The organism is Paenibacillus sp. OK060 (assembly GCF_900101205.1).
GTDB classification, from domain to species: domain Bacteria; phylum Bacillota; class Bacilli; order Paenibacillales; family Paenibacillaceae; genus Paenibacillus; species Paenibacillus marchantiae.
Window position 1 is genome coordinate 317,996 of sequence record NZ_FNFR01000002.1, and the last position, 25,377, is coordinate 343,372.

19 protein-coding genes are annotated in these 25,377 nt (G+C 45.4%); 3 read left to right on the forward strand and 16 right to left on the reverse strand.

Annotated features, from left to right (window positions below; all coding sequences use genetic code 11):
- Positions 1-100 precede the first annotated feature (100 nt).
- On the forward strand, positions 101-1,411 hold the full coding sequence (locus BLS14_RS07720) for an amidohydrolase family protein (RefSeq protein WP_090806813.1): 1,311 nt from the start codon (positions 101-103) through the stop codon (positions 1,409-1,411).
- Positions 1,412-1,584: 173 nt separating this feature from the next.
- Here BLS14_RS07720 and BLS14_RS07725 read toward each other — a convergent pair whose 3' ends face one another.
- The 10 genes from BLS14_RS07725 to BLS14_RS07770 all read right to left on the reverse strand — a co-directional run bounded on the left by BLS14_RS07725 (position 1,585) and on the right by BLS14_RS07770 (position 14,661).
- A complete protein-coding gene (locus BLS14_RS07725) occupies positions 1,585-2,571 on the reverse strand; it encodes a glycoside hydrolase family 43 protein (RefSeq protein ID WP_090950724.1) in 987 nt (328 codons plus the stop codon).
- Positions 2,572-2,659: 88 nt separating this feature from the next.
- The gene (locus BLS14_RS07730) at positions 2,660-3,682 is read right to left on the reverse strand and encodes an endo-1,4-beta-xylanase (RefSeq protein ID WP_090950729.1); all 1,023 of its coding nucleotides are present in this window, start codon (positions 3,680-3,682) and stop codon (positions 2,660-2,662) included.
- Positions 3,683-3,733: 51 nt separating this feature from the next.
- A complete protein-coding gene (locus tag BLS14_RS07735; RefSeq protein WP_090950735.1) occupies positions 3,734-5,290 on the reverse strand; it encodes a glycoside hydrolase family 43 protein in 1,557 nt (518 codons plus the stop codon).
- Positions 5,291-6,244: a carbohydrate ABC transporter permease gene (locus BLS14_RS07740; RefSeq protein WP_063563657.1), complete on the reverse strand. Its 954-nt coding sequence runs from the start codon at positions 6,242-6,244 to the stop codon at positions 5,291-5,293. It abuts the gene before it with no gap.
- Positions 6,244-7,209, reverse strand: coding sequence for an ABC transporter permease (locus BLS14_RS07745; RefSeq protein ID WP_063563656.1), 966 nt, complete (start codon positions 7,207-7,209; stop codon positions 6,244-6,246). Before BLS14_RS07745 ends, BLS14_RS07740 begins: the two co-directional genes overlap by 1 nt.
- Before the next feature lie 106 nt (positions 7,210-7,315).
- A complete protein-coding gene (locus tag BLS14_RS07750; RefSeq protein WP_090950742.1) occupies positions 7,316-8,989 on the reverse strand; it encodes a type 2 periplasmic-binding domain-containing protein in 1,674 nt (557 codons plus the stop codon).
- 117 nt (positions 8,990-9,106) lie between these two features.
- Positions 9,107-10,642: a response regulator transcription factor gene (locus BLS14_RS07755; RefSeq protein WP_090950747.1), complete on the reverse strand. Its 1,536-nt coding sequence runs from the start codon at positions 10,640-10,642 to the stop codon at positions 9,107-9,109.
- Positions 10,632-12,455, reverse strand: a complete 1,824-nt coding sequence (locus BLS14_RS07760) for a sensor histidine kinase (RefSeq protein WP_256336269.1) — start codon at positions 12,453-12,455, stop codon at positions 10,632-10,634. Before BLS14_RS07760 ends, BLS14_RS07755 begins: the two co-directional genes overlap by 11 nt.
- 44 nt (positions 12,456-12,499) lie before the next feature.
- Complete coding sequence (locus BLS14_RS07765; RefSeq protein ID WP_072733137.1) at positions 12,500-14,026, reverse strand: response regulator transcription factor; 1,527 nt, start codon at positions 14,024-14,026, stop codon at positions 12,500-12,502.
- Between the two features lie 281 nt (positions 14,027-14,307).
- Positions 14,308-14,661 carry a VOC family protein gene (locus BLS14_RS07770; RefSeq protein WP_063563652.1) on the reverse strand — a complete coding sequence of 118 codons (354 nt, stop codon included), beginning with the start codon at positions 14,659-14,661 and terminating at the stop codon, positions 14,308-14,310.
- 217 nt (positions 14,662-14,878) lie between these two features.
- Between BLS14_RS07770 and BLS14_RS07775 the strand changes: the two genes are divergently transcribed.
- The gene (locus tag BLS14_RS07775) at positions 14,879-15,343 is read left to right on the forward strand and encodes a CBO0543 family protein (protein WP_063563651.1); all 465 of its coding nucleotides are present in this window, start codon (positions 14,879-14,881) and stop codon (positions 15,341-15,343) included.
- Between the two features lie 24 nt (positions 15,344-15,367).
- On the opposite strand, the gene BLS14_RS07780 is transcribed toward BLS14_RS07775, so the two are convergent.
- Both BLS14_RS07780 and BLS14_RS07785 read right to left on the reverse strand, forming a co-directional pair.
- The gene (locus BLS14_RS07780) at positions 15,368-16,654 is read right to left on the reverse strand and encodes a cellulase-like family protein (protein WP_090950758.1); all 1,287 of its coding nucleotides are present in this window, start codon (positions 16,652-16,654) and stop codon (positions 15,368-15,370) included.
- A gap of 97 nt (positions 16,655-16,751) precedes the next feature.
- Positions 16,752-20,147 (reverse strand): DUF5107 domain-containing protein, encoded by a 3,396-nt coding sequence (locus tag BLS14_RS07785; protein ID WP_090950763.1) that lies wholly within the window; start codon positions 20,145-20,147, stop codon positions 16,752-16,754.
- 127 nt (positions 20,148-20,274) lie between these two features.
- On the opposite strand from BLS14_RS07785, the gene BLS14_RS07790 reads away from it, so the two are divergent.
- Positions 20,275-21,171 carry an AraC family transcriptional regulator gene (locus BLS14_RS07790; RefSeq protein WP_079693775.1) on the forward strand — a complete coding sequence of 299 codons (897 nt, stop codon included), beginning with the start codon at positions 20,275-20,277 and terminating at the stop codon, positions 21,169-21,171.
- Positions 21,172-21,288: 117 nt separating this feature from the next.
- Here the strand turns inward: BLS14_RS07790 and BLS14_RS07795 are convergent, their stop codons facing one another.
- The 4 genes from BLS14_RS07795 to BLS14_RS07810 all read right to left on the reverse strand — a co-directional run bounded on the left by BLS14_RS07795 (position 21,289) and on the right by BLS14_RS07810 (position 25,309).
- A complete protein-coding gene (locus BLS14_RS07795; RefSeq protein WP_063563647.1) occupies positions 21,289-22,518 on the reverse strand; it encodes a multidrug effflux MFS transporter in 1,230 nt (409 codons plus the stop codon).
- Positions 22,519-22,850: 332 nt separating this feature from the next.
- The gene (locus tag BLS14_RS07800) at positions 22,851-23,282 is read right to left on the reverse strand and encodes a universal stress protein (RefSeq protein ID WP_090806834.1); all 432 of its coding nucleotides are present in this window, start codon (positions 23,280-23,282) and stop codon (positions 22,851-22,853) included.
- Positions 23,283-23,284: 2 nt separating this feature from the next.
- Complete coding sequence (locus tag BLS14_RS07805) at positions 23,285-24,520, reverse strand: CynX/NimT family MFS transporter (RefSeq protein ID WP_090806836.1); 1,236 nt, start codon at positions 24,518-24,520, stop codon at positions 23,285-23,287.
- A gap of 222 nt (positions 24,521-24,742) precedes the next feature.
- On the reverse strand, positions 24,743-25,309 hold the full coding sequence (locus BLS14_RS07810; protein WP_063563645.1) for a helix-turn-helix domain-containing protein: 567 nt from the start codon (positions 25,307-25,309) through the stop codon (positions 24,743-24,745).
- Positions 25,310-25,377: the final 68 nt, after the last annotated feature.

The following is a 25,377-nucleotide window of genomic DNA, read 5'->3' on the forward strand; positions in this document are numbered from 1 at the left end:
TCCTATTGGCTTGTCAAAAAAACATTAGCTCGTTGACAGTTAGAAGACTAACAGTTATGATTCGAATTGTTCGATAAACAAACACTTGGGAGGAATTCAAATGGAGAAGGTAACTCAAAATGCTGCGTTAGAACAAGTTACAGTGATTACAAATGTACGTATCTTTGATGGGGAGCAAATCATTGCGCCTAGACATGTTGTCATTAAAGGGAAGTCTATTGTTTCAGTCGGTGGAGACCTTCCGGCGGATGCAACAATTATCGATGGAGAAAATGCGACTCTAATGCCTGGTCTGATTGATGCACATGTCCACACTTCCATCGGCGGATTACGAGATGCGCTAAAATTCGGCGTTACCACTGAACTCGAAATGAACGGTGATTTTACTAAACGAGGGCGCGAAATTCAGTTGAAAAATGTGAATGACATCGCAGATGTCCGTTCCGCTGGCACAGCAATCACCGCTCCGGGTGGACATCCGGATGAATTATTGCCGGATGGAGATGAAATACCTGAATTCGTATTAAAGGAACTAGAGAAGTTATCGGAGGAAGATCGGGAAGCAATGTTAGCCGCATACGCTCACGATCACGATGAAATACCGCAAGTGACAACAGTCGAAGAATCGAGTAAACATGTGCATACCCAAGTCGAGAATGGGGCCGACTATATTAAGATCATGATTGAAGAAGGAACGGTCATGGGTGCACCTGGCCTGCCTGTATTAAGCGATGAGATTCTAAAAACAGCCGTGACAGAAGCCCACAAGTCCGGTAAGCTGGTTATCGCCCACGTCTTGACAGCTCTTTCATCGCAACAAGCCATCGATTTTGGAGTCGACGGTTTGGGCCACTTGTTTATCGACAGACCCGAGTACACCTCCGAGTTAGTGAAATCCATAGCAGCTTCAGGCGCTTTTGTTACACCGTGCTTGGTGTTGAATTCGTCGATTATCGGAAATCCGGCATCCGAATTGGCCAATGATCCGCGTGTTCATTCCAAATTAAATTCTGATTGGATTGATATTTTGAACTCAAGCTTCAATACGTTCCCACAAGGCAATATGGAGAACAGCTTTAAAAATGTGATGGACCTTCACCGAGCCGGAGTTGATATTCTGGTAGGGACGGATGTCGCGCCGGTTCCCGTTCCAAACCTCGGTGGCCTTGCTCATGGGGCAAGTGTCCACCACGAAATGCAACTGCTGGTGAAGGCTGGGTTCACTCCGATCGAAGCTCTTCAGTCGGCCACTTCGAAACCGGCTCGTTGCTTTGGTCTCCATGATCGCGGCCGTATTACCGAAGGTGCGCGCGCAGATCTTATTCTCGTGGACGGTGATCCAACAACTAATATTTCGGATACCTTGTCGATCAAATCCGTGTGGTTCAATGGTTCGCAGCAACTAGGTTAATCCCATTCGATCTGCCCGTATATTGGAAAACTCCGTGCTTTGGCACGGAGTTTTAAGCATTTTCCTCTTTGAAAACCGTATCCTTGCCCTGAAATGCGTATTCACTCTAGGGCTCTTCAGGATCTACAGTTATAGGTAAAAGGATACGGGTTACCGTCCTATTCACATCCATTTCACTTGTCTGGATACGGATCAATCATGCGAATCGTGCCATCCGGATTGTACGTTAACTCAGCAAACTTTACGCAGCGCTTGTAATCGACGCCGCCAGAAAGGGAACAATCGTGATAGAACAAATACCACTTTTCCCGAAATTGTACAATCGAATGATGCGTTGTCCAGCCCATGACTGGCGGCAAAATGGTACCTTGGAATGTAAACGGACCCATCGGATTGTCGCCAATGGCGTACACCAGCTTGTGCGTTGTTCCTGTGGAGTAGGACAAATAATATTTCCCGTTATATTTGTGCATCCAAGGGCCTTCAAAATATCTGCGATCCTCATCCCCAGCGGTCAGCAGCTTTCCATCCTGATCTACGATGGATAACTCCAGCGGCTCCGACACCATAGAGAGCATATCTTCACTCAGCTTTGCAACTTTTGGTCCGATCGCCGAAGCATCCGGAGCAGGACCTTCCGCATGTTCCACGTAGCTTCCAGTCTGCCATTTCTCCAACTGTCCCCCCCACAACCCGCCAAAGAACATATAAGCCTGCTCATCATCGTCTACAAACACTGCGGGGTCAATGCTGAAGCTGCCCTGAATATATTGCTCCTCCGGTTTGAACGGCCCTGTCGGTGAAGACGATGTAGCCACGCCGATGCGGAAAATGCCATCATGGTCCCGAGCCGGGAAAAACAAATAATAGGTGCCTTTTCTGTATGCGGCATCCGGAGCCCACATTTGACTGGACGCCCAAGGTACATCCTTCACATGCAGAGCTTCGCCATGGTCCGTCACGGCTGAATTCATGTCCGCCATAGAGAGTACATGATAATCCTCCATCTTGTACTGATCTCCATTGTCATTCACCGGACCGTCGTGATCCAGATCATGGGAAGGATAAATATAAATACGATCCTCGAATACATGCGCTGACGGATCAGCAGTAAATATATGGGTAACTATAGGTTGATGCGGTTTCGGTAATTCGGACATACAAATGGCTCCTTCCAATAGATATGTACTCCCAAGTATCTCTTCGAGATGCTGTGGGTTAAACGAATCGATATTGATCCGTTTCATGTCACTTGGGTACAATGATTCGCGCAACACGCTGATACGCTTCCTTTGGACGATGCAACTCATCGAACAGGAATGGCCAGTTTTTTCGCCCTCGAACAGGGAAATTGTCAAGCCAGGTGTAGTCGTCGGCAGCCCCCCAGAATGTCACAGCGCTAATATGCTCCTTATATTCGTGGAGCAGGCGGAAGATGGATTCGTATCGCTCGGCTTGCAATTCCAGCATCTCTTGCGATGGCTGAACGAGATCTGTACGTCTGTCTTCAAAGCGAAATACCGATACATCCAGTTCGGTGAGCTGAAGCTGCAGTCCAAGCTGCGCATACCGCTCAATTGCTGCGCGCATATCATCCAAGGACGGATCATACAGATTCCAGTGCGCCTGCAGACCAACGCCATGAATTGGCACGCCTTGATCGAGTAATGAACGGACGAGCCGATAGATGCGTTCCCGCTTATGTGGATCAGATTCGTTATAATCGTTGTAGAACAACAACGCTTGCGGATCTGCTTCATGCGCGAATTCAAACGCTTTGGCAATAAAATCCTCTCCGGCGATATCCAGCCATTTGGATGGGCGCAGGAATGCGTTTGCATCATCCGCATCATCGGAAATAACTTCGTTTACAACGTCCCAAGCATAGATAACGTCCTTATATCTGCCAACAACGGTCTCAATGTGTGCCTTCAATCGCTCCAGCAATACATCGCGCTCCACCAGTCCGCCAGTTTCATTCTCGAACAACCAATCCGGAGTCTGGTTGTGCCAGACCAGCGTATGACCACGCAGCGCCATGCCCTGCTCTCTGGCAAAGGAAGCGATGACATCCGCATCCTCAAACGTATACCGTTCCTGCTGCGGATGCACACTGGAGAATTTCATTTCATTTTCTGCCGACAGACTGTTGAAGTGATAGGCGAGCAATGAACGCTGGCTGTCAATCGTCTTCGGACTCACTGCTGCTCCAATGTGGAATGCATCCTTGTACAATTCCTTCAGTGAAGCCTCTTTTCGAAACGAACCCATAATTTCCCTCCTTTAAATTTCCTTCTTCGCATTGATTTATTAGCAACTGAATCAGACCGAGTACTCGAACCAATCAAAATGGGCAGGTGTGCTGCTTGCCTTACCATTGCCGGTAGCGTATAGTCCGACCACCGCTCCGGTAAAGCACATTTTGTGCACAAAGTCCTCCGGTGATATGGCACGTGCCGAGCCTGAACCCAATGCTGTCCAGTTCTGTCCGTCCTCGGAACAAGTCAGCCTATATTCCTTCTCTGTCGATTCGATTCGGAGCGACAGCCGCTCCGTTACAGTCTCGCTCTCGTGAACCATGTTCGACTCTCCGCGCACCGTCAAGCGAGCAAAGAGTATGTTTCGTCCGTTCAACCGTCTTATGCCAATCTCATAGTGTGCATCCTCATCCCGGCGAACACATAATCCCGCTTCTTCTCCATCGGCAACTGGCATGAAAGTCAGGCAGGTCGTAAAGCTGGCATGAATATGCTGCTGCCTGCGGCCAACAAACGTGATCTGACCCACGTCTTCAAGACTTCCATCCTGCCCATACAACGTCAGGTAACCTGGTTTTTCTGTAAGCGAGCATGCTCCTTCTGTAGGGTTGCGCACAAATATCCATTGCGACCCGAGTTCTCCGTCGAATTCGTCCCGGCCGACAACGATGGCAGTATGGCTCCCGGGCAAAGAAGGTAATGTCATTGGCAATCGCTGGACCTTCATGTCCAGACTCACTATTCCTTCATTGTTGTCAATGTGGGGCCACCCCTCGTTCCAAACGACCGGGGCGAGGAGGGTTTCACGTCCAAGCACACTATATCCTTCCTCTGTCAAACGCACGCCAAGGAAAACGGCCCACCAGTCTCCGTGGTGATCCTCCACCAGATCGGCATGACCCAAATACTGGATCGGATGGTCCAGATGGCGATGGGTCAGGATCGGCTCAGGATAGCGTTCAAACGGACCATAAGGTCGATCGCTTCGGCCGATGATCTCACGATGATCCTTGGCCGTCCCACCAGAAGCAGACATCATGTAATACAAACCATTGATTTTGTACAGATGTGGCCCTTCGGTCCATGGCCCTCCATCTCCGTGCCAGACAACTTGTGGTTCAGAGAGAGCCTCACCTGTAGCGATGTCGATCTCATACTGGATGGCATGAGAATCGTAATCGGCACCTTGTTGTGCGGTCACGTACACTTTGCCATCGTCGTCAAAAAACAGCGATGGGTCAATTCCACCGTATGGAATACGAATTGGATCAGACCAGGGGCCAGCAGGGTCGGTTGCCGTCACGTAGAAATTGCCGATGCCTCTCACATCTGTCGTAATCATGTAAAATGTACCTTCATGGTAACGCAGTGCCGGAGCATAAATGCCGTCTGAGCTTTTCCGTCCGGTCAAATCAAGCTGGCTGACCCGATCCAACACATTGCCGATTTGCTCCCAGTGAATGAGATCCCGGCTCCGAAAGATCGGCACTCCGGGAAAATACTCAAATGAACTGCAAATGAGGTAAAAAAATTCTTCAGCCTTCACAATGCTGGGGTCCGGATAGAATCCAGGAAGGATTGGGTTCGCATAACAGATGGTATTAGCTTGGAGTTGCTTCATCTATTCCTTCACACTCCCTACATTAAGTCCCACAACAAAGTATTTTTGCATAAACGGATACACCAGCAGAATCGGTACCGAAGCAACAATTGTAACTGCAGCACGAATGGAAATTGGAGTTACCTGTGTTGAATGCTCCACCCCCACGCCGTTCGCAACGGAAGGATTACTGTTGGCATTCATACTGGAAGACAACAGCTTCATCAGTTCGTATTGCAGTGTGCTGAGCTCCTGACGTGATGACGTGTACAGAAAAGCATCGAACCAGGAATTCCACGCGCCGACTGCGACAAAGAGCGCAATGGTCGCCAGCACAGGCTTGCACAGTGGAAAAATAATTCTCCAGAAAATTCTGAAATCTCCTGCTCCGTCAATTTTGGCAGATTCAATCAAGCTTTCAGGGATCGTGTATATATAAGTACGAATGACGATCAGGTTAAACGCACTAATCAGCGATGGTAAAACATATACCCAGAATGAATTGATTAAGTGCAGGTCCTTCATCAGGAAGTATCCCGGAATAAGCCCTGCGTTGAAATACATGGTGAGTACAAAAATGGTCGTAATCAGCTTGCGGAAAATATAATCGCGCCGACTCAGCGTATAAGCCAGCATGGTGGTCAAGAAAATGTTTAAAACGGTGGATAGTACTGTACGTGCAACGGAAATCAAAAATGCGTTATAAATTGTGCCTGATGCAAATACTGCTTTGTAATTCTGCATGGTGAAATCGCGGGGCCACAAATATAAGCCTCCTCGAATGGTGTCATTCCCTGCATTAAACGAAACCACAATTGTGTTCAAAAATGGATACAACGTCACAATCACCAGCAGAACCATGAAGATGGTGTTAAAGGTGTTGAACAGAAACGGTTCCATGCCTCTGCCACCTGGGCGGCGTACGGAAAGCGCCGCTGTATTTCCTAAACCAGACAATGGTGTTTTTTTCGTCATTATAACAGCCTCTCTTCCCCAAGCCGCTTGGCGGTCCAATTCGCTACAAGTAACATCGTAATGCTGACCACGGTCTTGAATATTCCGCCTGCAGTTGCGAGCGAATAGTTGCCCTGTGCAATCCCGTATTTGAGCACAAAGATATCAATCGTTTCCGACCAGTCCACAACGAGTCCGTTGCCCAGCAAATACTGAACCTCAAAGCCGGCTTCCAGAATATGTCCAATCGACATAATCAGCAGGATGACAATGGTAGGCTTGATTCCTGGCAAGGTGACATTCCACATTTTTTGATATCGATTGGCTCCATCAATATCGGCTGCTTCATACTGTGCCGGGTCAATAGAGGCCATGGCCGCCAAATAAATAATGGTGCTCCATCCGACTTCTTTCCAAATATGAGAACTTGCAACAACGCCCCAGAAATACTTCCCTTCCGTCAGCCACAAGATCGGCTCGTTGATTAAGTGCAGTTTCATGAGGATATCGTTGACAATGCCGTCAGAAGCAAGCGATGTCGCTACGATGCCGGTAACGATAATCCATGATAAGAAGTGAGGAAGATAAGAGATGGTTTGTACCGTCCGCTTCCACATGATCTTCTTGATTTCATTGAGCAACAATGCCAAAACAATAGCGGTAACGAAACCCAAAATCATGTTGATGATACTCATGGCAAGCGTATTACGAAGCACGCGCAAGAAATTGTCATCCGTGAACAAAAATTGAAAATGCTTGAACCCTACCCACGTTTGCTGCGAGAAACTTCTGGCCGGTTTGTAATCCTGAAAAGCCATCGTCCAGCCCCAGACAGGCACATAAGCAAAGATAATAATGTACGCAAGCAGAGGAACAGACATCCATATGAGCTGTCTCTGTGCTTTGATATTTTGCCAAGTAATCCGCCTAATTTTCGGTTTTTTCTTCGGTCGGAGCGGCTTGGTACCCACTACAATTTCCTCCATAATATCAGGCTCCTATCCATCTTTATATTGAAAGGAATAACGTCCAGCGATATGTTCTTTAAAAAAATCAGGAAGGAAGGTAGCCCTCCTTCCTGACAGCATTTTCTTATTTCACTGACCAGTTATCGATTCTCCACTGCAATACTTCATTGATACGGCCTTCGAAAGCCTTGATATCCAGCTTTTGAATTTCGGAAACGTATTCGCTCCATACACTGCTGAATTCGGATGTGTTAGCCAAAATCGCTTTCGGTAAATATTTGGTTGATAATTCGTTCAGCTTCGTATTGGCAATTTTGGCTGGAGATCCCTCAACCAGATCGACGGACCAAGCCGGGTAAGTAATCGGATTCTCTGGTGGAGCACTGAAGAAATCCACATAGCTGTTGAAACCGTAGGCGTCCAAAACTTCCTTATCAAACGGTCTCAAGCTGGCTTGATATTCTTCCGGCTGATTGCTTGCTGAAGTAGCGTTGCCATCGCTAAAGTAACCTTCCATCTTCGGTGCGGTTCCATAGAAAGCATCTGCTTTATTGGCCAGTTTCCAGGCCGCATCTGCGGCATTGTCGCGCTGCTCTTGGGTTTTCATGAAACGGCCTTCGTCATTCACGTAATAGTCTTCATCCTGAATGCCCCAAGTGAGTGTCTTTTGCCAATCTTCTTCCATAAGCTTGTCGAGCGCTTTAATAATTTTCACAGGGTCCTTGGCACTTACAGTAATGCCGTAACCATTGTTCAGGTTGAGCGCCGCGCGGTCGCGATAGTAGTCCTTCGTGCTGCTGTCGTATACCAGCGGGAAGCCGACGTACGTGCGTTCAATTTTGTCCTGAGTTATGAGCGAATCTTCCGCGCTGAGAAAATTCCAGTGTTGGTCGAACATGCCGAGTACTGCCCCACTGGACAATTTGGCCATATATTGGTCGTAGTTTTGTGCAAAAGCCTCCTTGTCGAGCAAGCCTTGGCCGTTAATTTCATTAAGTTTCTCATAGTAGGTTTTGGCATAATCTTTGTCTGCAAAGATCTCTGCTTTGCCGTCGTTTACAACGACTCCCCCGTCATTCGGATGACCAATCAAATGCTGTGGCGGGTTCAACAACCCCCAGTTTTTCCAGTCATAGTTCAATACTTCAAAGCCAATGGTCGGCTTGCCGTCGATCGTGGGATACTTCTCCTTGTATTTGGCGATCAAGTCAAAGTACTCGTCCAATGTTTTTGGCGTAGGATAACCAAACTCTTTCAACACGGCTTTCTGAATCCAGAAGGCAGGTCCGCTGTAGTAGGTGTCCGACACCTCACCGTTGTATGCACCATAGTTGGGCAAGTAATAGATATGTCCATCGTTAGGGTCCTTCATCTGGTTCCAGTACTTCTCATAATGCTTCTTCAGATTAGGCGCATGCTCCTCGATCAGGTCTTCCAACGGAATGACCGAACCGGCTGCTGTCAGTTTGGTGTCCGCAGAGATCAGATCCGGATAATCTCCTCCGGCAATCATAACGCCAAGCTTTTGGTTTTTGTCGCCAGCCAAAAATTCAAATTTGAATGTAACGCCAAGCTCATCCTTGATTTTTTTGTAGATTTTGTTGTCAGCGGTTGGCTGTTGTCCGGCCTCGTTCAGGAATACCGAGATTTCTAACGGATTGTCAGCCCCCACCTCACTACCTTTACTACTCTCTTCTCCACTGCCTGAATTGCCGCCTGAGCAACCTGCTAGCATAACACTCAACGACAATAACAGTGTTGCCCCCATACGGAAGAATGATTTTTTACTGTCCCCCATAAAGCACCTCCAAAGTTTGATCTCACTATATGAAAGCCCTTTCATTTGAATAATTTAATTATAAATTTACATCTCTATGGAAACTATATTCGAATTATAGCTCTTTCCGAGAAAAGCTCAGGTTTTCTTATATTCGTTAGGAGACATGCCCATGCGTTTCTCAAATTGTTTTAAAAAATGATGGTAATTGGCGTATCCAACCTTTTCCGAGACCTCGCTATTTTTGTACTGATTCATCTGTAGCAACCGACATGCCTCCTCAACCCTCAGGTTATGAAGCAGCTCATTGAAGCCGATCCCATTTTTGCGTATCAACAGTTGTCCCAAGTAGGCCGGATGCAGGAAGAAACGTTCCGATAGCATCTTAATGGTCAGTCCCTCCCGGAAATGCGCATGAATATAATCGTTGATATCCTGTACAATACCCTGTGCTTCGAAGACGCTCTCTTTAAGCAAAAACTCAAAGCAGACTCTTCCGCACGAATGCAGTATGCCAATCAAATCATCAAAGGTTAACAGTGCTTCATCCAGATCCGGGATTTCGAACGAACGGTAATTCTCTGAATCTTCTGCCATTTGCGCCCTCATGTAAGCACGAATTTCATGAAGAAGGTAAATCACAAATTTTCGGGCTTCATCCGGGTGGACCCGCATCTGTCGAAAGGATTGCTCAATAAACTCCACAGCGGACTGGTAGTTGGCGTAATCAATGAGCTGAAGTGCTCCCAGCACTCGCTCGATCAGTTCAACCTGTTGGTTATGCCTTTGAAAATCGTGGTTCTGGATATCGGCATAATCCAATATGCTGTTCTCTTCCGCTTCATAAAAAGCGTGCAGCAACGCCTTCTCTGCTGTTATGCGGGAGTTGCTGATGTGATGAAGAGAGGATTCGGTTGAGCCAATCGCCATATATGTACGAAAGCCCGCCAGACGGCGAGCCAGTGTTTCTAATTGTTTTCTAAAATTTCCGCTCGTTCTCTGAGGTCCGGGGGAAACATCGCCAAACACAATGGATACAAGATCATTTCGCATACGAATGATATAGAGGACATCCCGTCCGTTCAGAATCTCTGAAGCAAGACTGCTCCACCGGCCAAACTCTTTCTCCGATACCTGAACCAGGCACACAATCCAGGATTCAGCTGACTGGGAAAGGGACTGCATCAATTGAGTACCCTCTGCAGACAGCACTTTGCCTAATAAAGCCTGCTTCATCGTCAACATTTCCTGCTCTCTCAATGCAATCTGCCCAATATAAAGCTGCTCTTGCTCCTTCATCAGTTCCATGCCCATCATGCGAATCTCGGACTCCGCCTGTTCCTCATCCAATGGTTTTAACAGATAACCGGAAACTTTGAATTTAAGCGCTTTTCGCGCAAACTCGAAATCGCTGTACCCCGTAAGAATAATGAACTTGGTCGACCAGTTTCCTCTACGTCGCCATTCTTCAATCATCTCTAGCCCATTCATAATTGGCATTTGAATATCAACCATGACAAGATCCGGCTGTAACTCTTCCATTCGTTCCAACCCTTCCGCACCGTTGCCACACATAGCGCATACCTCAAAGCCAAGACTTTCCCATGGAATCCACAGCTGCAAGCCCTCTAGCGCCCACGGCTCGTCATCAATCAGCAGCGCTCTAAATGCCATTGTCCTTACCTCCTTCTTCACCCTGATGATCTAACAGTTGCAATGGAATTTCGAAGGAGACCTCTGTCCCTTCTCCTATTCTGCTCACCAAATTAAAATCCACTTTATCGTCATAATACAATTCAAGACGGCGATATACGTTACGTATGCCAATGTTACTCCCTCCGCTCTCCTCCTTGCTCCGCATATGATACAGAACCTCTTGCAGCCGTTCCTTATCCATGCCCTTACCATTATCGGATACAACGACGCGCAGGCGTTCGCTCACAACTTCCGCTTTAATCTTCACATACCCTAACCCCTCAATAGCCTGAATTCCATGTTTGCAAGCATTCTCGGCCAACTGCTGGATACTCATTTTTGGAATTCTATACTGCCTCGCCTCTTCGCTAATATCAATGTAATATTCAAACTTGTCTCGAAAACGGAATTTTTCAATTCCCAGATACATGACCGTAAAACTCATTTCCTCTTCCAGGGTGACCACATCGTCCTTCCAATTCAACAGACGGCGAAGCAGCTTGGATAGGTCCTTGATAATATCCTTGACATCCGCATAATTGTTTTTGGTGCTGACCACCAGCAGCGCATTGAGTGTATTGAATAAAAAATGGGGATTCATCTGGCTTTGCAGCAAATTCAGTTCAGCGCGAATGCGCTCAGCCTCCTGGCTCCGCTGCTGAATTTCAAGCTTGTACACATTATTGATCAAGGAATGGATCTGAGCGGTCATCATATTGAAATTACGAATCAGATGACCTATCTCATCCTGTCCCCCATCAATGTTGATCAGATCAAATTTCTCGTTCCCCACCTTTTGCATATGTCTGGACAGACGTTTCACTCGATAATTGTATGAGCGCAGCATGACATAGATGAAGATGGAGGTAACCAAAGTAATGATACCAGCGAGCATGCCGAAATAAAGCTTCATGGAGAGCATCGCTTGTTTGACACGTGTTTCCTGAGGTACGCCAATGAGCTTCCAACCTTTCACATAGCTGGCCTTGCCAATCGGTACGATATGTAGGTCCTTGTCCGCCGCCTTGCTCGTATCAAATAACGCATAATCACTATCTACCTCACCCTGATACTTGTCATCTGTGGACACGATAATCTGATTCTTCGCGTTGACCAGATACAGGTCCAGCGAGCTTTTCTCTCTCGCAATAACGTCATAGAATCGATTAAGGTAAAAATCAATGCGCACTAACTTCTCGTAAGAGTTGTCTGCGTTATAATAGTCCATTTTTTCAATCACGCTAAAATACGACGAGGTCGCCGCGCGATCATTCGCTGCCTGATCGCGATAAGCGAGTACACTTAGTGATTCCCCTGCTGCTTCCCATTGTCTGAACCAGGCACTGGCGTTCATTGAGCTGTCCAGATAATAATAATCCCCTCCAGACACAATCGTTGGATTATCTGTGTAGATGCCGATCCGCTGGATTTGATTGTTCACGGGAATATAGGAAGTCACTCGATGGCGAAGCTGTTCATCGAATGTATTGTAGAAATCCAATTGGTCTTTGTATACACGATCCATGGATTCGGACAACAGCTTGTCCGTGATTAAGGCGTGACTGACAGCGATCCCCCCGTCAATCATGGTGTGAATGTCCTTTCTCGCCCGCTCCAGCGATATTTGCAGATTCTGCTCTTCCCGCTCCTTGATTAGCCCCGACATACGATCCATGAACAAATAATTGCTTGCTATGATCGGAAGCAAAATACCGATAACATAGATCAGCATAAACTTGTAGTTCAAAGGAATATCGTTCACGATGCCGCGAAATCGAAATTTGTTAAACATGTCTTCCATCGCCATCCTTCATTCATTACTTGTCGAGTCCCAATCTATGGTTGTTTTCGATACGCGGAGGGAGCCATCCCCGTCATTCGCTTGAACTGACTTACAAAATAGTCGGCATTAGGATATCCTGAATGGACCGCAACTTCGGCTATGCTACAACAGCTCTGACGTAACAGTCTCTTCGCCTCCTCGATCCGTTTATCATTCAGATATTCCCGAAAAGACTTGCCAGTCTGCTGTCTGAAGGCTTGCCCCAGATAGTTGGCATTCATATGAAATTTCTGTGCAATCTCCTGGAGCTGCAGCTTCTCCCGAAACTCATGGTTAACATATTGCACTACACGAAAAATCGTGCTGCATTCTTTTTCTTTCCGCTGCTCCTGTAGAGCTCTCAAAGCGTTGAGACTTAATATAAGTGCATATTCCCTAAATGCAGGAAAGGAATCAATGTCAGATAAATCGCCCAACATATGTTGTAACTGCAACACAAACCTGTCTACATTCCCATCCAGCTCCTTCATTTGCTTGAGAACTCCCATTTCAAGAGCAAGCAATTGTACCCGAACATATTCTATATCCGACACAGACAGCCCTGAATCTGGACTCGCAAGCAACTCGTGTACCTCTCTCTCCAACCCATTCTCTTCACCCGTTAAAATGGTTTTAAACAGGTTACTCAACGCTTTTTGATTTACAACCGCCATGTTACTATGCCGTGGCAAATCTTGATCTCGAATAATGCCGCTTTCTTTTTGATAACGCTTCCATTTCAAAGCAGATAACGCTTTTTCAAATGCTGACCGCATAGCGACTACTCCACCTGAGTGATATCCAAATGCCACAATAATTGATCCATGACCGGAGTAAATCTCAAACAAAGTTCTCCCTAGCCTCTCAAGCCAACTCAGAGAATCTTCAATTACAGCAGCAAACACACCCATTCTTCCTTCAGCATCCATAAAAAATTCGTAGTGATGAGCGCTAGCAAAACGCTGTACCTGTGACTTTATGTCTTCATTGCAAATATCCGTTTCAATTAAAAGACAGGCCATATTCTCATGACCCTCCATTTGCAATATACTTTCCACTTCGGCTTGCAGTTCGCTGCTATCCTCCCCCTGAAACAGACGGTTGAACAAGCAATTTACATATAAAGTACGCTCGTGTTGATGCAATTTCTCTGCGACAAGCTCGTTCTGAATTTTACGACTCATCTGTTCTAATACGTTTTCAATCTCAACCTCATCAATGGGTTTGAGTAAATAATCCTCCACACGCTGTTCCAGCGCTGTTTTCGCATAATCAAAGCTATCGTATCCGCTTAATATGACAAATCGCGGCGGTTTGGCTAGTTTTTGTATCGAGCGGTCAATCAGTTCAAGTCCGCTCACTGAAGGCATATGAATATCTGTAAACACCAGGTCTGGCCGAAGGTTCTCAATAATGGACCAAGCAGCGTTCCCGTTCTCAGCCTCTCCACAAATTTGAAAACCGTATTTGTTCCAATCTACCATTGTCCGCAGACCTTCCAGTACCCATGGCTCATCATCCACTAACAAAACATTCATCATTCTTGTTTCCCCCCGTTAATAGTGATGAATAATCTGCGTTTACCTTGGACAAAACATGGATCATTGTACTTTGGAAAATGTTTACCTATAGCTTTATGTACCACATTCGACGGTTATTCTGGTTCAATTCTGTCATTGTTCACCTTGAATTTGCGACTTTTATATAATCATAACATCCGAGCAAAGAATGCCAATACTTCAAACCAATATACAATAATTTTTAAAGAAAGTACTTTAATTTGAACAGTAACTCTGCTTGTATACACTCCCTGACAACTGATTTAATGTCTATGAGCAAGAATATTGATCAACTTACCAAATGGATCACGGACATAGAATCGACGAACTCCCCAAGGCTCATCCGTAAGTTCATATTCTATTGTATAACCCGCGCTTTTCATGCGTTCGTACACTACATCGACATCATCAACTTCAATCGAAAGGTCAGGTGTAGGTGTATTGGAGCCACCTTGTGTGGCGATACTTATTTGAACGTTCTCCTCTCCAAGTAATCCGTATGTTTCAATCCAACCATGATTCATCAATAAATCTAGTTCAAGCACATCCTGGTAAAAGCTTTTTGCTGCTGGAACGTTTTGTGTATTAATATTGGTGACAATTCGTTTCACCCTCATTTTCAGAACCTCGATTCAATTAGTATATTCCCCCAACGAGGAATCCTCGCCCTTATTTTACATTATCATCTAGTACCACGTTATTCAATCGACAAAAAGACCAACCAAGGGATTCTGGCTAGCCTGATAATACAAAAGTGGGATGCATCCCTTATGAAATTATAAATTTGGTTAATAATAAGAAATTATTCAGGTGAAAACCTATGGGAGTGATTCGATGCTGGGGAATGTCATTTTTGGTATGGTTATCCCCATCTTAATCGGTGGATGGATTCTACGTAGAAACGTCAACATCCTCTTAGCTTATTATCCGCTGGGAGTAGCCACCTCTTCTTGTTTAAACAGTGCGGGCTTCAATTTTTTCTGGAATATCCTTCCCAATACCCGTAACCAATCATATGCGGGGCTCCCTTTCGACTTAGGTATATACCCTATTGCTGGATGCCTCATGATATACATGATTCTTGAAAAAAATACGAAGTCGTGGCTAGCAATCCTAATAACCTCTTTTACATTAACGCTGATCGAATGGTTGGCTAAAGAAATGGGTAGAGTTCTTTATTTTAATGGCTGGAACATCTATTGGACTTTCTTTTCTTATTTTCTTCCTTTAGTCGTGGTGTACGGATATAGTAAAGTATTCACTCTGATGTACAACGTTTCTGATAAGAGGAGAACATAAAGTTGGTTCTTTCCAACATAACAATTATTGCGATGCAAGAATATATCGATTCCATTTCTGCTGCCAGGGGACATCGTCCCAGAAAGGATGATGCGGCGCACAGTTAGAGCATAGAGTCATTCCCCAGAAGCCAAGAGCCATTCCTTTACGCAGCGCGTACTCTGCAATGAATTTCCCAACAGGCCCCTCTTCGAATCCCGCCAACAGCGGCGTATAACCAACATATCCTTCCCCAATAACGACCGGCAAGCCAGAATGAGCCGCCCATTCGTGGGCTTCCTCGAAGCGCATATCTGCCTTTTGCAGCATAGCCAGCTTATGTTTACTATAATTGTCGTATAAAAAAAGATCCCATTTATCCGGCTCCACCCAGTCATGCAGATAGAGCAGCCTTAACCCTACCGGATTACCTTCCATTCTCCATTCTTGGTCGCGCGGTAGCGTATACTCTTCAAATGGAGGCGCATCCTCCCGCAGGAGCGATTGGACGAATGAGCCGGGAAAAGGCGCCTGCTCATCATCAATTCCAGCCGCTTCGGTTAATTCATTCAATACCCCTTTGATATAGAGATGGAAATGTGCAACCTGTAAATTTCCCGCTACATAGGATTTGGGATAGGCTTCATTTAGTGTATAGCTTGCTGTCATCAAAATATCCGGGTGGACACTTCTAAGATAACCTACGGCCTCTTCAATATAAGGCTGCATGGCTTCCACCAGTGCCGGTACATTGGACGGGGCAATGCCTCGAGCGGTTCCAATCTCGGTCAGTTGCCCGAACTCCACCTCATTATGCAGCTCCGCGTAGACGATCTGCTTGTCGTATCCTTCCGCTTTTATATACCGGATAAGCTGATCCATGGATCTCGCAATAGCCATAAACCGCTCCTCCGGAGATATGGCAGCCAGTTCATCGCGCAACCCGGGAAATGCCAGAAAGCTGGGGCTCTGCTGATATTCCCAAGAAGACAGGATGATATAACAGCCATGGGCCTTGGCCTGTCCGAACAACTCCAGCAAATGTGCATGTCCATCCAGCTGGGCGCCACCTCGGCAGTTGTACCAGCGTGTCCGCTGCCCGATCTCTCCAAGGCTGCCGAAGTATAATGGACCCGGCCGCTTGCCTTCCGCCGTGAACAATAAAAAGGGCATCGCACAGATTCGGATCGTATTGTAGCCCCTCTCCACTGCTTCCTTAAATCTCGCCTCAAGGTCGCTATAGGGTTCTCCCGGTAAGGTCATGGTGTACCAGGAAAAATCCCACATCGTGATGGTCAGTTTGCGCGGCAACTCCCTACGCCCTACATCCATTATCATTACACCTTCCTTTTTGTTTGTAGCAATACAGGTTTATTCTCTATAATACAGCCAATGGAAAATATCTCTACATCTCTTTGATGATGGAGCATTAAGGTTGAAATCCTTCGCGCAGTCGTTGGGAATACCGTCTATGAACCATTGCCCCTTGATGATTAGGCTCCATTTTCAGAGCCAACTCAAGTTCGGTTCCGGCTTCTTTGTCACGGCCAAGCCCCAGAAGTCCCAATCCCCTCATGTACCTGCAATGGATTACATTTCGCCGGTTCAAATCATCCTCAAATACCAGGAAATCCGGCAATGATACCGCAAAATAGTTCATTTTGATATCGTCAAAAATATGCTTTTCAGCATAATCAATCAGTTTATTAAAACGGCGCTTAGCTTCCTTCCTGTTACGGAGCTTTAACCAGGCCAACCCTTGGTAGAAGATCATTTCTGGCGGCTGATCGTTGTAGAACAACGCACTTGTCGGCTCGGCTAGACCCTGTGAAGCTATGGTATAACTAGCGATAGCTTCTGTTTCCCGCTGCAGACCTTCGTAAGCCATGCCTAGATAATAATAAATATTATTCTCCTGAGTTCCTTCCAACTTACCTTCTCCCAGATTCAACGGATAGACTAATGCTTGTTGTAAATGCTGAACTGCTGCTTCATATTGACCGTTTTGCAGCGCTTGTATACCAAGCTCGGTATGAGCCAACTTATATTGCCCAGTCACTTTCCCTTCTCCACCTTCCCACGGATGGAAATTGCGCAGAGACAAGGCAGCGATTGCCTCTTGATAACGTTCAAGATTGTTTAGCAGGGATACGTATTCCACATACAGATCATCTCGCTTCTCGACCAGATCTCGCCGCTCTTCAAGGAACTGGAGGCGTTTGTCTGTTGACCAGGCAAGCTTCTTACGCAGCTGATCCAGTTCAAAGAAAATACGACCATCATCCGGTGCACAAGCAAAGGCCTGTTCAAGCGAAGCTAGGGCCGCTTGCGGATTGTCCTGTTTGTTGTAATAGGCCAGCCCCAAGTTGCGGTGTACCGTCGGAAAATCATCCCGCAGTTCGCGGGATTTCTCCCAGCTCGCAATCGCCTCGATAGGTCGTTTTTTGTCATAATAAAAGTTTCCGAGGTAGTAATGAGCCTTGTCGTCCTTCGGGTTAGCATGAACTGCACTTACCAGCAGCTCAAGTTCAAACAACGTGTTCGGGAAACAATAGGTTGGATTGGCCAATTGTCCCTTACGACGTGCTTCTTGAGCATGTTCATGTTGTCCGATACGTTTATATAATTCAGCCAGTGTATAATGCAGCATCGGATAGACTGAATTTTCCGGGTCCACTATTCTTTTCCCTACTGCAATGGCTTCTTCATAGAAACCGCTGTCCATATAATCTGCGATGACATTCAGATAGTTGTGGGCGTCATCTCTCATCAATTGCTGTAATTCAGTCAGAATACCTTGTGCAGCATCCTTGTCTCCCATAGCTGTATGAGCCAAAGCCAACTCATTATAAGCTCCAAAATCCGCAATATCCAATTCAAGGGTTTCAAGCGCACAGGCCTTTGCATTATCAATCAGACCAAGCTTGCGCAGCAGTGCGGCTTTCAGATTACGTGCTTTGTAGTTTCGTGAATTGCGGATGAGTGAACGCTCAATCTGCTCCAGTGCCTCGGTGTACTGGCCTTTCACGCTGGAAATCTGAGCAAGAGAGAAGTACCCCGCATCCTGCCACGTTGCCGACCATACCGATTTGTGAAAAGCAGTAAACGCTTCATCCAAACGGCCTTGGCCACGAAGTGCTACCCCCAGCTGGTAGTAGGCCTCGCTGTCATATGGGTTCGGATTACGCCAGGTCAACCGCTCAATCGCTTTACGGAAATACTGCTCGCTGTCTATGTATAATCCACGACGAAGTAGTAACGTTCCATAAGCTACATTTAACCGGATATCTCCGTTATCCCGCTTCAATCCTTGCAGATAGTACGCTTCAGGCTCAAACGTAGCATGCCGATATTGCTCCAGATGCTTGCCTGCCAGATACAGTTCTTCGGTCGAACGAAGTTCTTCTGGTGCTGCCAGTGGTTTAGAAGCTTCAGGAATCTGTTCAATATCCGGACGTTTCGGTTGATAGGAAATCAGCACTCTGCCTTCCCTATTTCGAACCAAAAGCTTCAGATCATGCTCCTGCTCCCCGCTCTCCAGCGGAATAACCTTCTGATATACATCTACAGGGGACAATTCAACCGTTTCCTGCAAATACCGGGTTGCCGCCCCACTCAACTCCACAACGGCATGTTCGAGTTTAGATGTTGCATATACCTTGATCACTGCCTCTCCGACTTCAGCATCAACTTCCAGATTGATGGCTGCTTCGATGGAGGCATTTTTTACGACACCGATGTTTTTGTAAGGCATGAAATACTGGGTAAAGGTCTTCTCCTCGTAGGGCTGTAGCCAAGTGAAGTCGGGCTGATTGTCTGTGTACACTCCAGTCATAAGTTCAATGTATGGGCCATCTTCATCCGTCAATTGACGGTCCCACGCCTGACCGAACTCCCCATTCCCCCAAGTCCATTGTTTCTTGCCGGGAGAAATATGATGATTCGCCACATGCAGCAATCCGGCTTCTACGCCGTGGTCGTATGCGCCGACGAAATTATATTCGGATTTATAAGCCATGTACGAAGTCGGAACCGGTATGTTCTTGTACCGGGAAATATCAACGCCTTCCGAGTAATCCTGTTTGTAATAAGTTCCGGTAGCAATAGGAAAACGGGAGACATCCCTTTTGCCATGATCGAATACAGCCGTTACGTCTGGTGGAAACACGGATTGTGTATATTCATTAACTGCTACGGCCGGGTTTGCCCACCACAGAAAGGTCTGTGGCTCAGGTGTCCGGTTGTATAATTGAGCTTGGATCTCCAAATAGGCTTTATCCGGATAGAGTTTGAAGGCTGCAGTGACTTTTGTACCGTACATTCGATCAATCTCACTAACCCATACTGTAGCACTGCCATCGCCAGTTGCTTCGTATTTGTATTCAACCGGACCAAATGTATTAGGACGGTGATGCTGCGGCCAGTTAAATTCAATTCCTCCGGAGATCCAAGGACCAGCAAGGCCCACCAGTGCAGGCTTAATGACGCGGTTATAATAAACAAAATCATAATTGTTCGTTTTATCAAGCGCACGATAGATTCTACCGCCGATTTCCGGCATGATCTCCATACGGATATATTGATTTTCCAGAATAACCAATTTGTAATTTTTATCATGCTTCACATCCGAGATACTCTCGATCACTGGATGCGGATACACACGACCGGTGCTTCCCTGATAGACTCTTTTCTCCAGAAACATCGGATTTGGGTCAGCTTCACCCGCCTCATATGTAGGTATCAACACGCTTGTCTCCCACACTTGTACCTGACTGGATCCGGTTGGATCCGCCTCCAGCTTGTGATCCACAGCCTCATGCTTCATGTTAGAACTGCCTCCCTTGTCTTGATAGTTATACTGTATATTCTGGCAAGGAAGGTTCCAATTGACGAAATGCGGGAAGTGATGGATTATATTCTTATTCGGATTATGAATTACGGGGGTAACTGGAATGAGTCCTGACCACATACGCAAGCGTGAAGGATTTGCAGAGGAGAAGCTATATGTACTTCCTGAATACTGGATGAAAGAACTGGAACAAGAAGAACTAACCTCTACCTTATTTATTACGGACATCGGCTATTTCCCCAACGCTCACTATCATTTCAGGGAGCGTCTGGAGGGCAGCCCCTCGCATATTTTCATCTTTTGCGAAGCGGGAGAAGGATGGGTTGAGTTGAATCATGGAGAGCGATTAATCATGCAGCAAGGAGATATGATGATAATCCCACCCGAAACTGCACATCGTTACGGGGCAATGCAGGAGAATCCATGGAGTATCTACTGGTTTCATTTCAAAGGCAGCCATTCGAATCGATTGGTGAAGATGTTTGGTTTATCTAACGCCACACTCGCTTTATCCCCAAGCGGCAAGGCCCGTTTAATGGAATGGTTCCTACCTACCTATGAAATGCTGGCCGAGCGGACATATGCCCTGACTACCCATGTACATGTGGCCCAAACTACTAGACAGTTGCTCTCCGGGATTGGCTTAAATGCCGTCAAATCGGCACAAGAGAAGAAACGTGAAACTTATCTGGAACAGGCCATTCAATACATGAATGTACATATGAGTGGCTCTATTTCTCTTACGGAGTTGGCTAATCATGTCGGGGTGTCGAAACAGCATCTGATCTTTCTGTTTAAATCTGAAACGGGCGTCGCTCCGATCGAATATTTTCTACAGCTCAAAATTCAGCGGGCAGGTCATCTTCTGGATCTTACCGAATTGAGTATTAAGGAAGTCAGCTATGCAGTGGGCATTAGTGATCCCTATTATTTCTCCAGGCTCTTCAAGAAGATATCGGGATTCTCCCCTTCCAGCTACCGGAAGATTCCGAAAGGCTAGCCTTTCAAAAGTTCTTTGCCGTCTTTCCTTCATTACCATAATAAAAAACCGTTGAGTCTTTAAATTAAAGATCAACGGTTTTTTATATCTAATAGGATCAATCCCTCATATTCTCAATTAAAAGTTAGCATCAGACTGAGCATGCTGAGGTGTGTGATGCGATATTTTTTTAACGAGTAGGAAGTACGTAAGAATCGCAACGAGACTGGTCATTAATAAAGTGAGTCCAAGTGGGACGGCAGTGTCTTCACCTGCGATACCAACCAGAGGAGCAACCAGCGCGCCTAAAAGGAAAGGAACAACTCCGAGTAGCGCTGCTGCACTTCCAGCCATCTTGGCTTGGCTCTCCATCGCAAGCGGAAATGCTGCAGTAGACGTAATACCTATGGAGCAAACAAAGAAGAACAATGGAATGACCAATGCGAACAGCGGGCCATGAACTATGGTTACCACCAAAGCTGCAACGCTTGCCGCTAGAGCAAGCCACAGTCCAGATAATAGAAGAGTCTGCTCAGGTATACGTTGTGCTAACCGACCCACAATTTGGGAACCGATGATCAAGCTGATCCCGTTCGAAGCAAACAATATAGCAAATACAGTTGGTGTGACTCCATAAATATTTTGGTAAATAAATGGTGTTCCTGCTACATATGCAAATACCCCAGCCGTCATGATTCCCTGTGCAAGCATATAGCCGACAAACTTGCGGTCACGTAGTAGCGTTCTGTAATTGCCCAACTGTTGTTTGAAGTTGGGAGCCATACGTCGTTCAGGTGGGTTAGACTCCTTCAAGCCCCACTTTGTCATTATTAATAAGAAAACGCCCAAAAATGAGAGTGAGATAAACACTCCAATCCATGTCGTGAATGAAAGAATGCCACTTCCAGCGATCGGTGCTGCCAAAGGCCCTAAATTCCCTACAAGCAACAGCAAAGAGAAGAATTTAGTGAGTTCATGTCCACTGTACAGGTCTCTAGCTATCGCGCGAGAAATAACAATTCCTGCTGAAGCCGCAAACCCTTGAGTGAACCGAAACAAAATCAATAGTCCGATATTAGGAGCAAAAGCGCACGCCAAGGAGCAAATAATATAGGCTGCCATGGAGATTAACAACGGTTTACGTCTACCGTGAGCATCACTCAAAGGACCCATAACGAGCTGCCCCACACCTAGACCTAATAAACAAGCAGTAAGACTAAACTGAACAAGTGATGCACTTGTATTGAAATTCTTTGCAATCTCAGGAAAAGCCGGTAAATACATATCAATAGTAAATGGGCCTAATGTTGAAAACAAACCCAGCAACAAAGCCAGGCCAAATACATTCCAATTATTACTCTTTATCATTGTTGATTAAATCTCCAATTCATTACGTAATTTAGTTTATTTGAATCGTCATTACAATCCATTTAGCGTTACCTATCCCCCGTTCACACCCCACATCTATGATCCTAACAACTTGTAACTGCCCTACTCCAGAAAAGCCACTTATTTTTCTTTCCTATTCGGAGTATAGGACATAGAGTTAACTGTAAGTCAATAGTTCGTTTAAAAGCAATCATAAAACCCCCTACTAGAGCAAATTATAGTTTTGCTCTAGTAGGGGGTTTTAGACTATTAATGTAACTCGTGTTCCGCATTAGTATATCAATGCATCAGCCTTGCAGTTTCCTAAGGATTTAGTGCACAATGAGCACTGGGCATTTCGATAACTGTGAAACCTTGTGGCTGACACTTCCAAGCATCATTTCTTTTATGCCACTTAGCCCCCGGCTACCAATAATAATAAGTTGCTGCTCAGTAACCTTAGCATATTTTAATATTTCATGTGCAGGATCTCCCTTAAGATGAACTGTTTCTGAGTTAATCCCCGCAGATTTTAATTTGGATTTGGCGCGTTGCAACTGTTCCAGACTCGCTTTCTTCATTTCGTTCAATATTTCTTCCAAGAAATTCTCTGGTAAATAGGTCATACCACTCGATACATATTCCTGGCTAACATTAACCAAGGTAACTTGGCTTTGTTTGTCTCGGGCTATTTCAACGGTTGCATTGAGAAGTTTGTTCGTTATTCCAGCTTGATCAATTGCCACAATAATTTTGTCAAACATAGTTATCGTCCTTTCCGTGGCAGCTCGTAACGACTTCCGCTACCTACAAAACGGTTTCTTGCTGCTCCCATTCCGGCTAACAAAAGTAAGACCGAAGCGCCCAGCAGAATGAAAAGTGGCATATCCCAACTATTTGTCGCATCATGCAGATATCCAATAAGTGCAGGACCAATTGCGGCAAGAAGATATCCGATCGATTGCGCCATGCCAGACAATTCCGCTGCTTGATGCGCATTTTCAGTGCGTAACCCAAAAAACATCATGGATAAACTAAAGGCGAAACCTACACCAATTCCCAGTATTATGATCCACAATAATATAATATTGGAGCTTCCGTAAAGAAGCCCGAGTGTTCCCGTCAAAAGCAAAATGGTTGTGATAACCACTAACAAACGTTGGCTAGACATGCGCCCAGCAATAACAGGAACAATAAATGTAAATGGAAGCAGTGCTAACTGCATTATCGAGAGGTACCAACCTGATTGGGTTGAATCAATTCCTTGCTGCTTTAAAATTTCAGGTAACCATGCGATCAACACATAGAAAACCATGGACTGTATACCCATAAATAAGGTTACCTGCCATGCAAGAGGGGACCGCCAAACATTCACATCGTTGCTGGCCCTCTGCTGACTGGTCGTGACTGTTTGCTTCGATTGATTTCTTAATTGGGGTAACCAACAGAGAATGGCTACAAAACTTAGAACCCCCCATATTCCTAATGCTCCCTGCCATTTTAGACCTGCGTTCACAGCTAGCGGTACACTGATTCCTGATGCAATGGCTCCACATAAACACATTGAAACGGAGTAAAGACCTGTCATAGAGCCAATTTTGTTGGGGAAATCCCTTTTGATTATACTTGGCAATAATACATTACATATGGCAATTGCAAATCCTAGAATTACTGTTCCAATATACAGATTAGCTGCACCAGATAAAGAACGTATTACAATGCCAATTGTCAAAAAGATTAGGGCAAGCAAAATGATACGTTCAACCCCATACTTTCGGCCTAATTTCGGTACTAGAGGCGATAATAAAGCAAAGGCTAGCAAGGGTAAAGTCGTTATCAAGCCCGCTAATGTATTTGAAATATGAACGTCATCCCTTATTAGACTCACTAAAGGACCGACTGATGTTAAGGGAGTACGTAAATTAGCAGCAATAAAAATAATGCCGAGAATGATAAACCCTATAGAGGAAGGTAGGGCTTTTGTATTTTGATTGTTCAGCATTCTTCAATTCTCCTTCCTGAAATCACAGATATTATTTGTTCCCTGTTGATTGTAAAAATGGTGCAATAATTATCCGCGCGGACAACAAAAGTATATTATAGTATATCATTATTTACAATAAGTATTTTATAATATAATTAAATTGTCTAAAAAAACAAAAATACAACTCTGAATTCCGGTAATGGAATTCGGAGTTGTATTCATAAGTGGAATTTGCGACTTTTAGAAACCATACTTCAAGGCTATATGCAGCACGGTTTCACTATTCGTATGATTAGTATAAGAGTGAGGAGAATCAGCACGAAAACTAATCGTATCGTATTGATTCAAGATGTGAATCTCTCCATTGACTTGAATTTCAATGGATCCCGTCATTACGGTCGCAATTTCAGTTGTATTCACATGATGTCCTTCAGGATGGTAGGAGCTATTGGGCTGTAAGTAAGCCCGACACATTTCAATATCGCTGCTAGCGTTTTTAAAGACGGGTTCAATAACCCAATTTTTTTGTTCATTAGAAAACCGCAGTCCTTCGCCTGCTCGATACAAACTTACAGGGTCTTCTGATTTGAACAAAGCCAAGAGTGGTAAAGATATGCCTTTTGAGATTTTCCATATGATCGCCAAAGTTGGATTTGTCTCGCCACGTTCGATATTTCCCAGAGTAAGTTTGCTTACGCCTGTCAATTCCGCTAAGTCGTCTAAGCTCATGTTGTTTTCTTTTCTGTACCTTTTCAAGGCAGCGCCAATTTGTAATACAAGTTGTTTGGATTCGTCGACTTCTTCCATTTGCTATTCACCTCAACAAAAAAGCAGTTATAAGCTAGTATATCGTTTATCTAGATTCTTTTCCATAC

Coding starts and splice junctions, on each gene's coding strand:
- BLS14_RS07720 (WP_090806813.1), top strand. CDS start 101: ATGGAGAAGGTAACTCAAAATGCTGCGTTAGAACAAGTTACAGTGATT.
- BLS14_RS07725 (WP_090950724.1), bottom strand. CDS start 2,571: ATGTCCGAATTACCGAAACCGCATCAACCTATAGTTACCCATATATTT.
- BLS14_RS07730 (WP_090950729.1), bottom strand. CDS start 3,682: ATGGGTTCGTTTCGAAAAGAGGCTTCACTGAAGGAATTGTACAAGGAT.
- BLS14_RS07735 (WP_090950735.1), bottom strand. CDS start 5,290: ATGAAGCAACTCCAAGCTAATACCATCTGTTATGCGAACCCAATCCTT.
- BLS14_RS07740 (WP_063563657.1), bottom strand. CDS start 6,244: ATGACGAAAAAAACACCATTGTCTGGTTTAGGAAATACAGCGGCGCTT.
- BLS14_RS07745 (WP_063563656.1), bottom strand. CDS start 7,209: ATGGAGGAAATTGTAGTGGGTACCAAGCCGCTCCGACCGAAGAAAAAA.
- BLS14_RS07750 (WP_090950742.1), bottom strand. CDS start 8,989: ATGGGGGACAGTAAAAAATCATTCTTCCGTATGGGGGCAACACTGTTA.
- BLS14_RS07755 (WP_090950747.1), bottom strand. CDS start 10,642: ATGGCATTTAGAGCGCTGCTGATTGATGACGAGCCGTGGGCGCTAGAG.
- BLS14_RS07760 (WP_256336269.1), bottom strand. CDS start 12,455: ATGTTTAACAAATTTCGATTTCGCGGCATCGTGAACGATATTCCTTTG.
- BLS14_RS07765 (WP_072733137.1), bottom strand. CDS start 14,026: ATGATGAATGTTTTGTTAGTGGATGATGAGCCATGGGTACTGGAAGGT.
- BLS14_RS07770 (WP_063563652.1), bottom strand. CDS start 14,661: ATGAGGGTGAAACGAATTGTCACCAATATTAATACACAAAACGTTCCA.
- BLS14_RS07775 (WP_063563651.1), top strand. CDS start 14,879: ATGCTGGGGAATGTCATTTTTGGTATGGTTATCCCCATCTTAATCGGT.
- BLS14_RS07780 (WP_090950758.1), bottom strand. CDS start 16,654: ATGGATGTAGGGCGTAGGGAGTTGCCGCGCAAACTGACCATCACGATG.
- BLS14_RS07785 (WP_090950763.1), bottom strand. CDS start 20,147: ATGAAGCATGAGGCTGTGGATCACAAGCTGGAGGCGGATCCAACCGGA.
- BLS14_RS07790 (WP_079693775.1), top strand. CDS start 20,275: ATGAGTCCTGACCACATACGCAAGCGTGAAGGATTTGCAGAGGAGAAG.
- BLS14_RS07795 (WP_063563647.1), bottom strand. CDS start 22,518: ATGATAAAGAGTAATAATTGGAATGTATTTGGCCTGGCTTTGTTGCTG.
- BLS14_RS07800 (WP_090806834.1), bottom strand. CDS start 23,282: ATGTTTGACAAAATTATTGTGGCAATTGATCAAGCTGGAATAACGAAC.
- BLS14_RS07805 (WP_090806836.1), bottom strand. CDS start 24,520: ATGCTGAACAATCAAAATACAAAAGCCCTACCTTCCTCTATAGGGTTT.
- BLS14_RS07810 (WP_063563645.1), bottom strand. CDS start 25,309: ATGGAAGAAGTCGACGAATCCAAACAACTTGTATTACAAATTGGCGCT.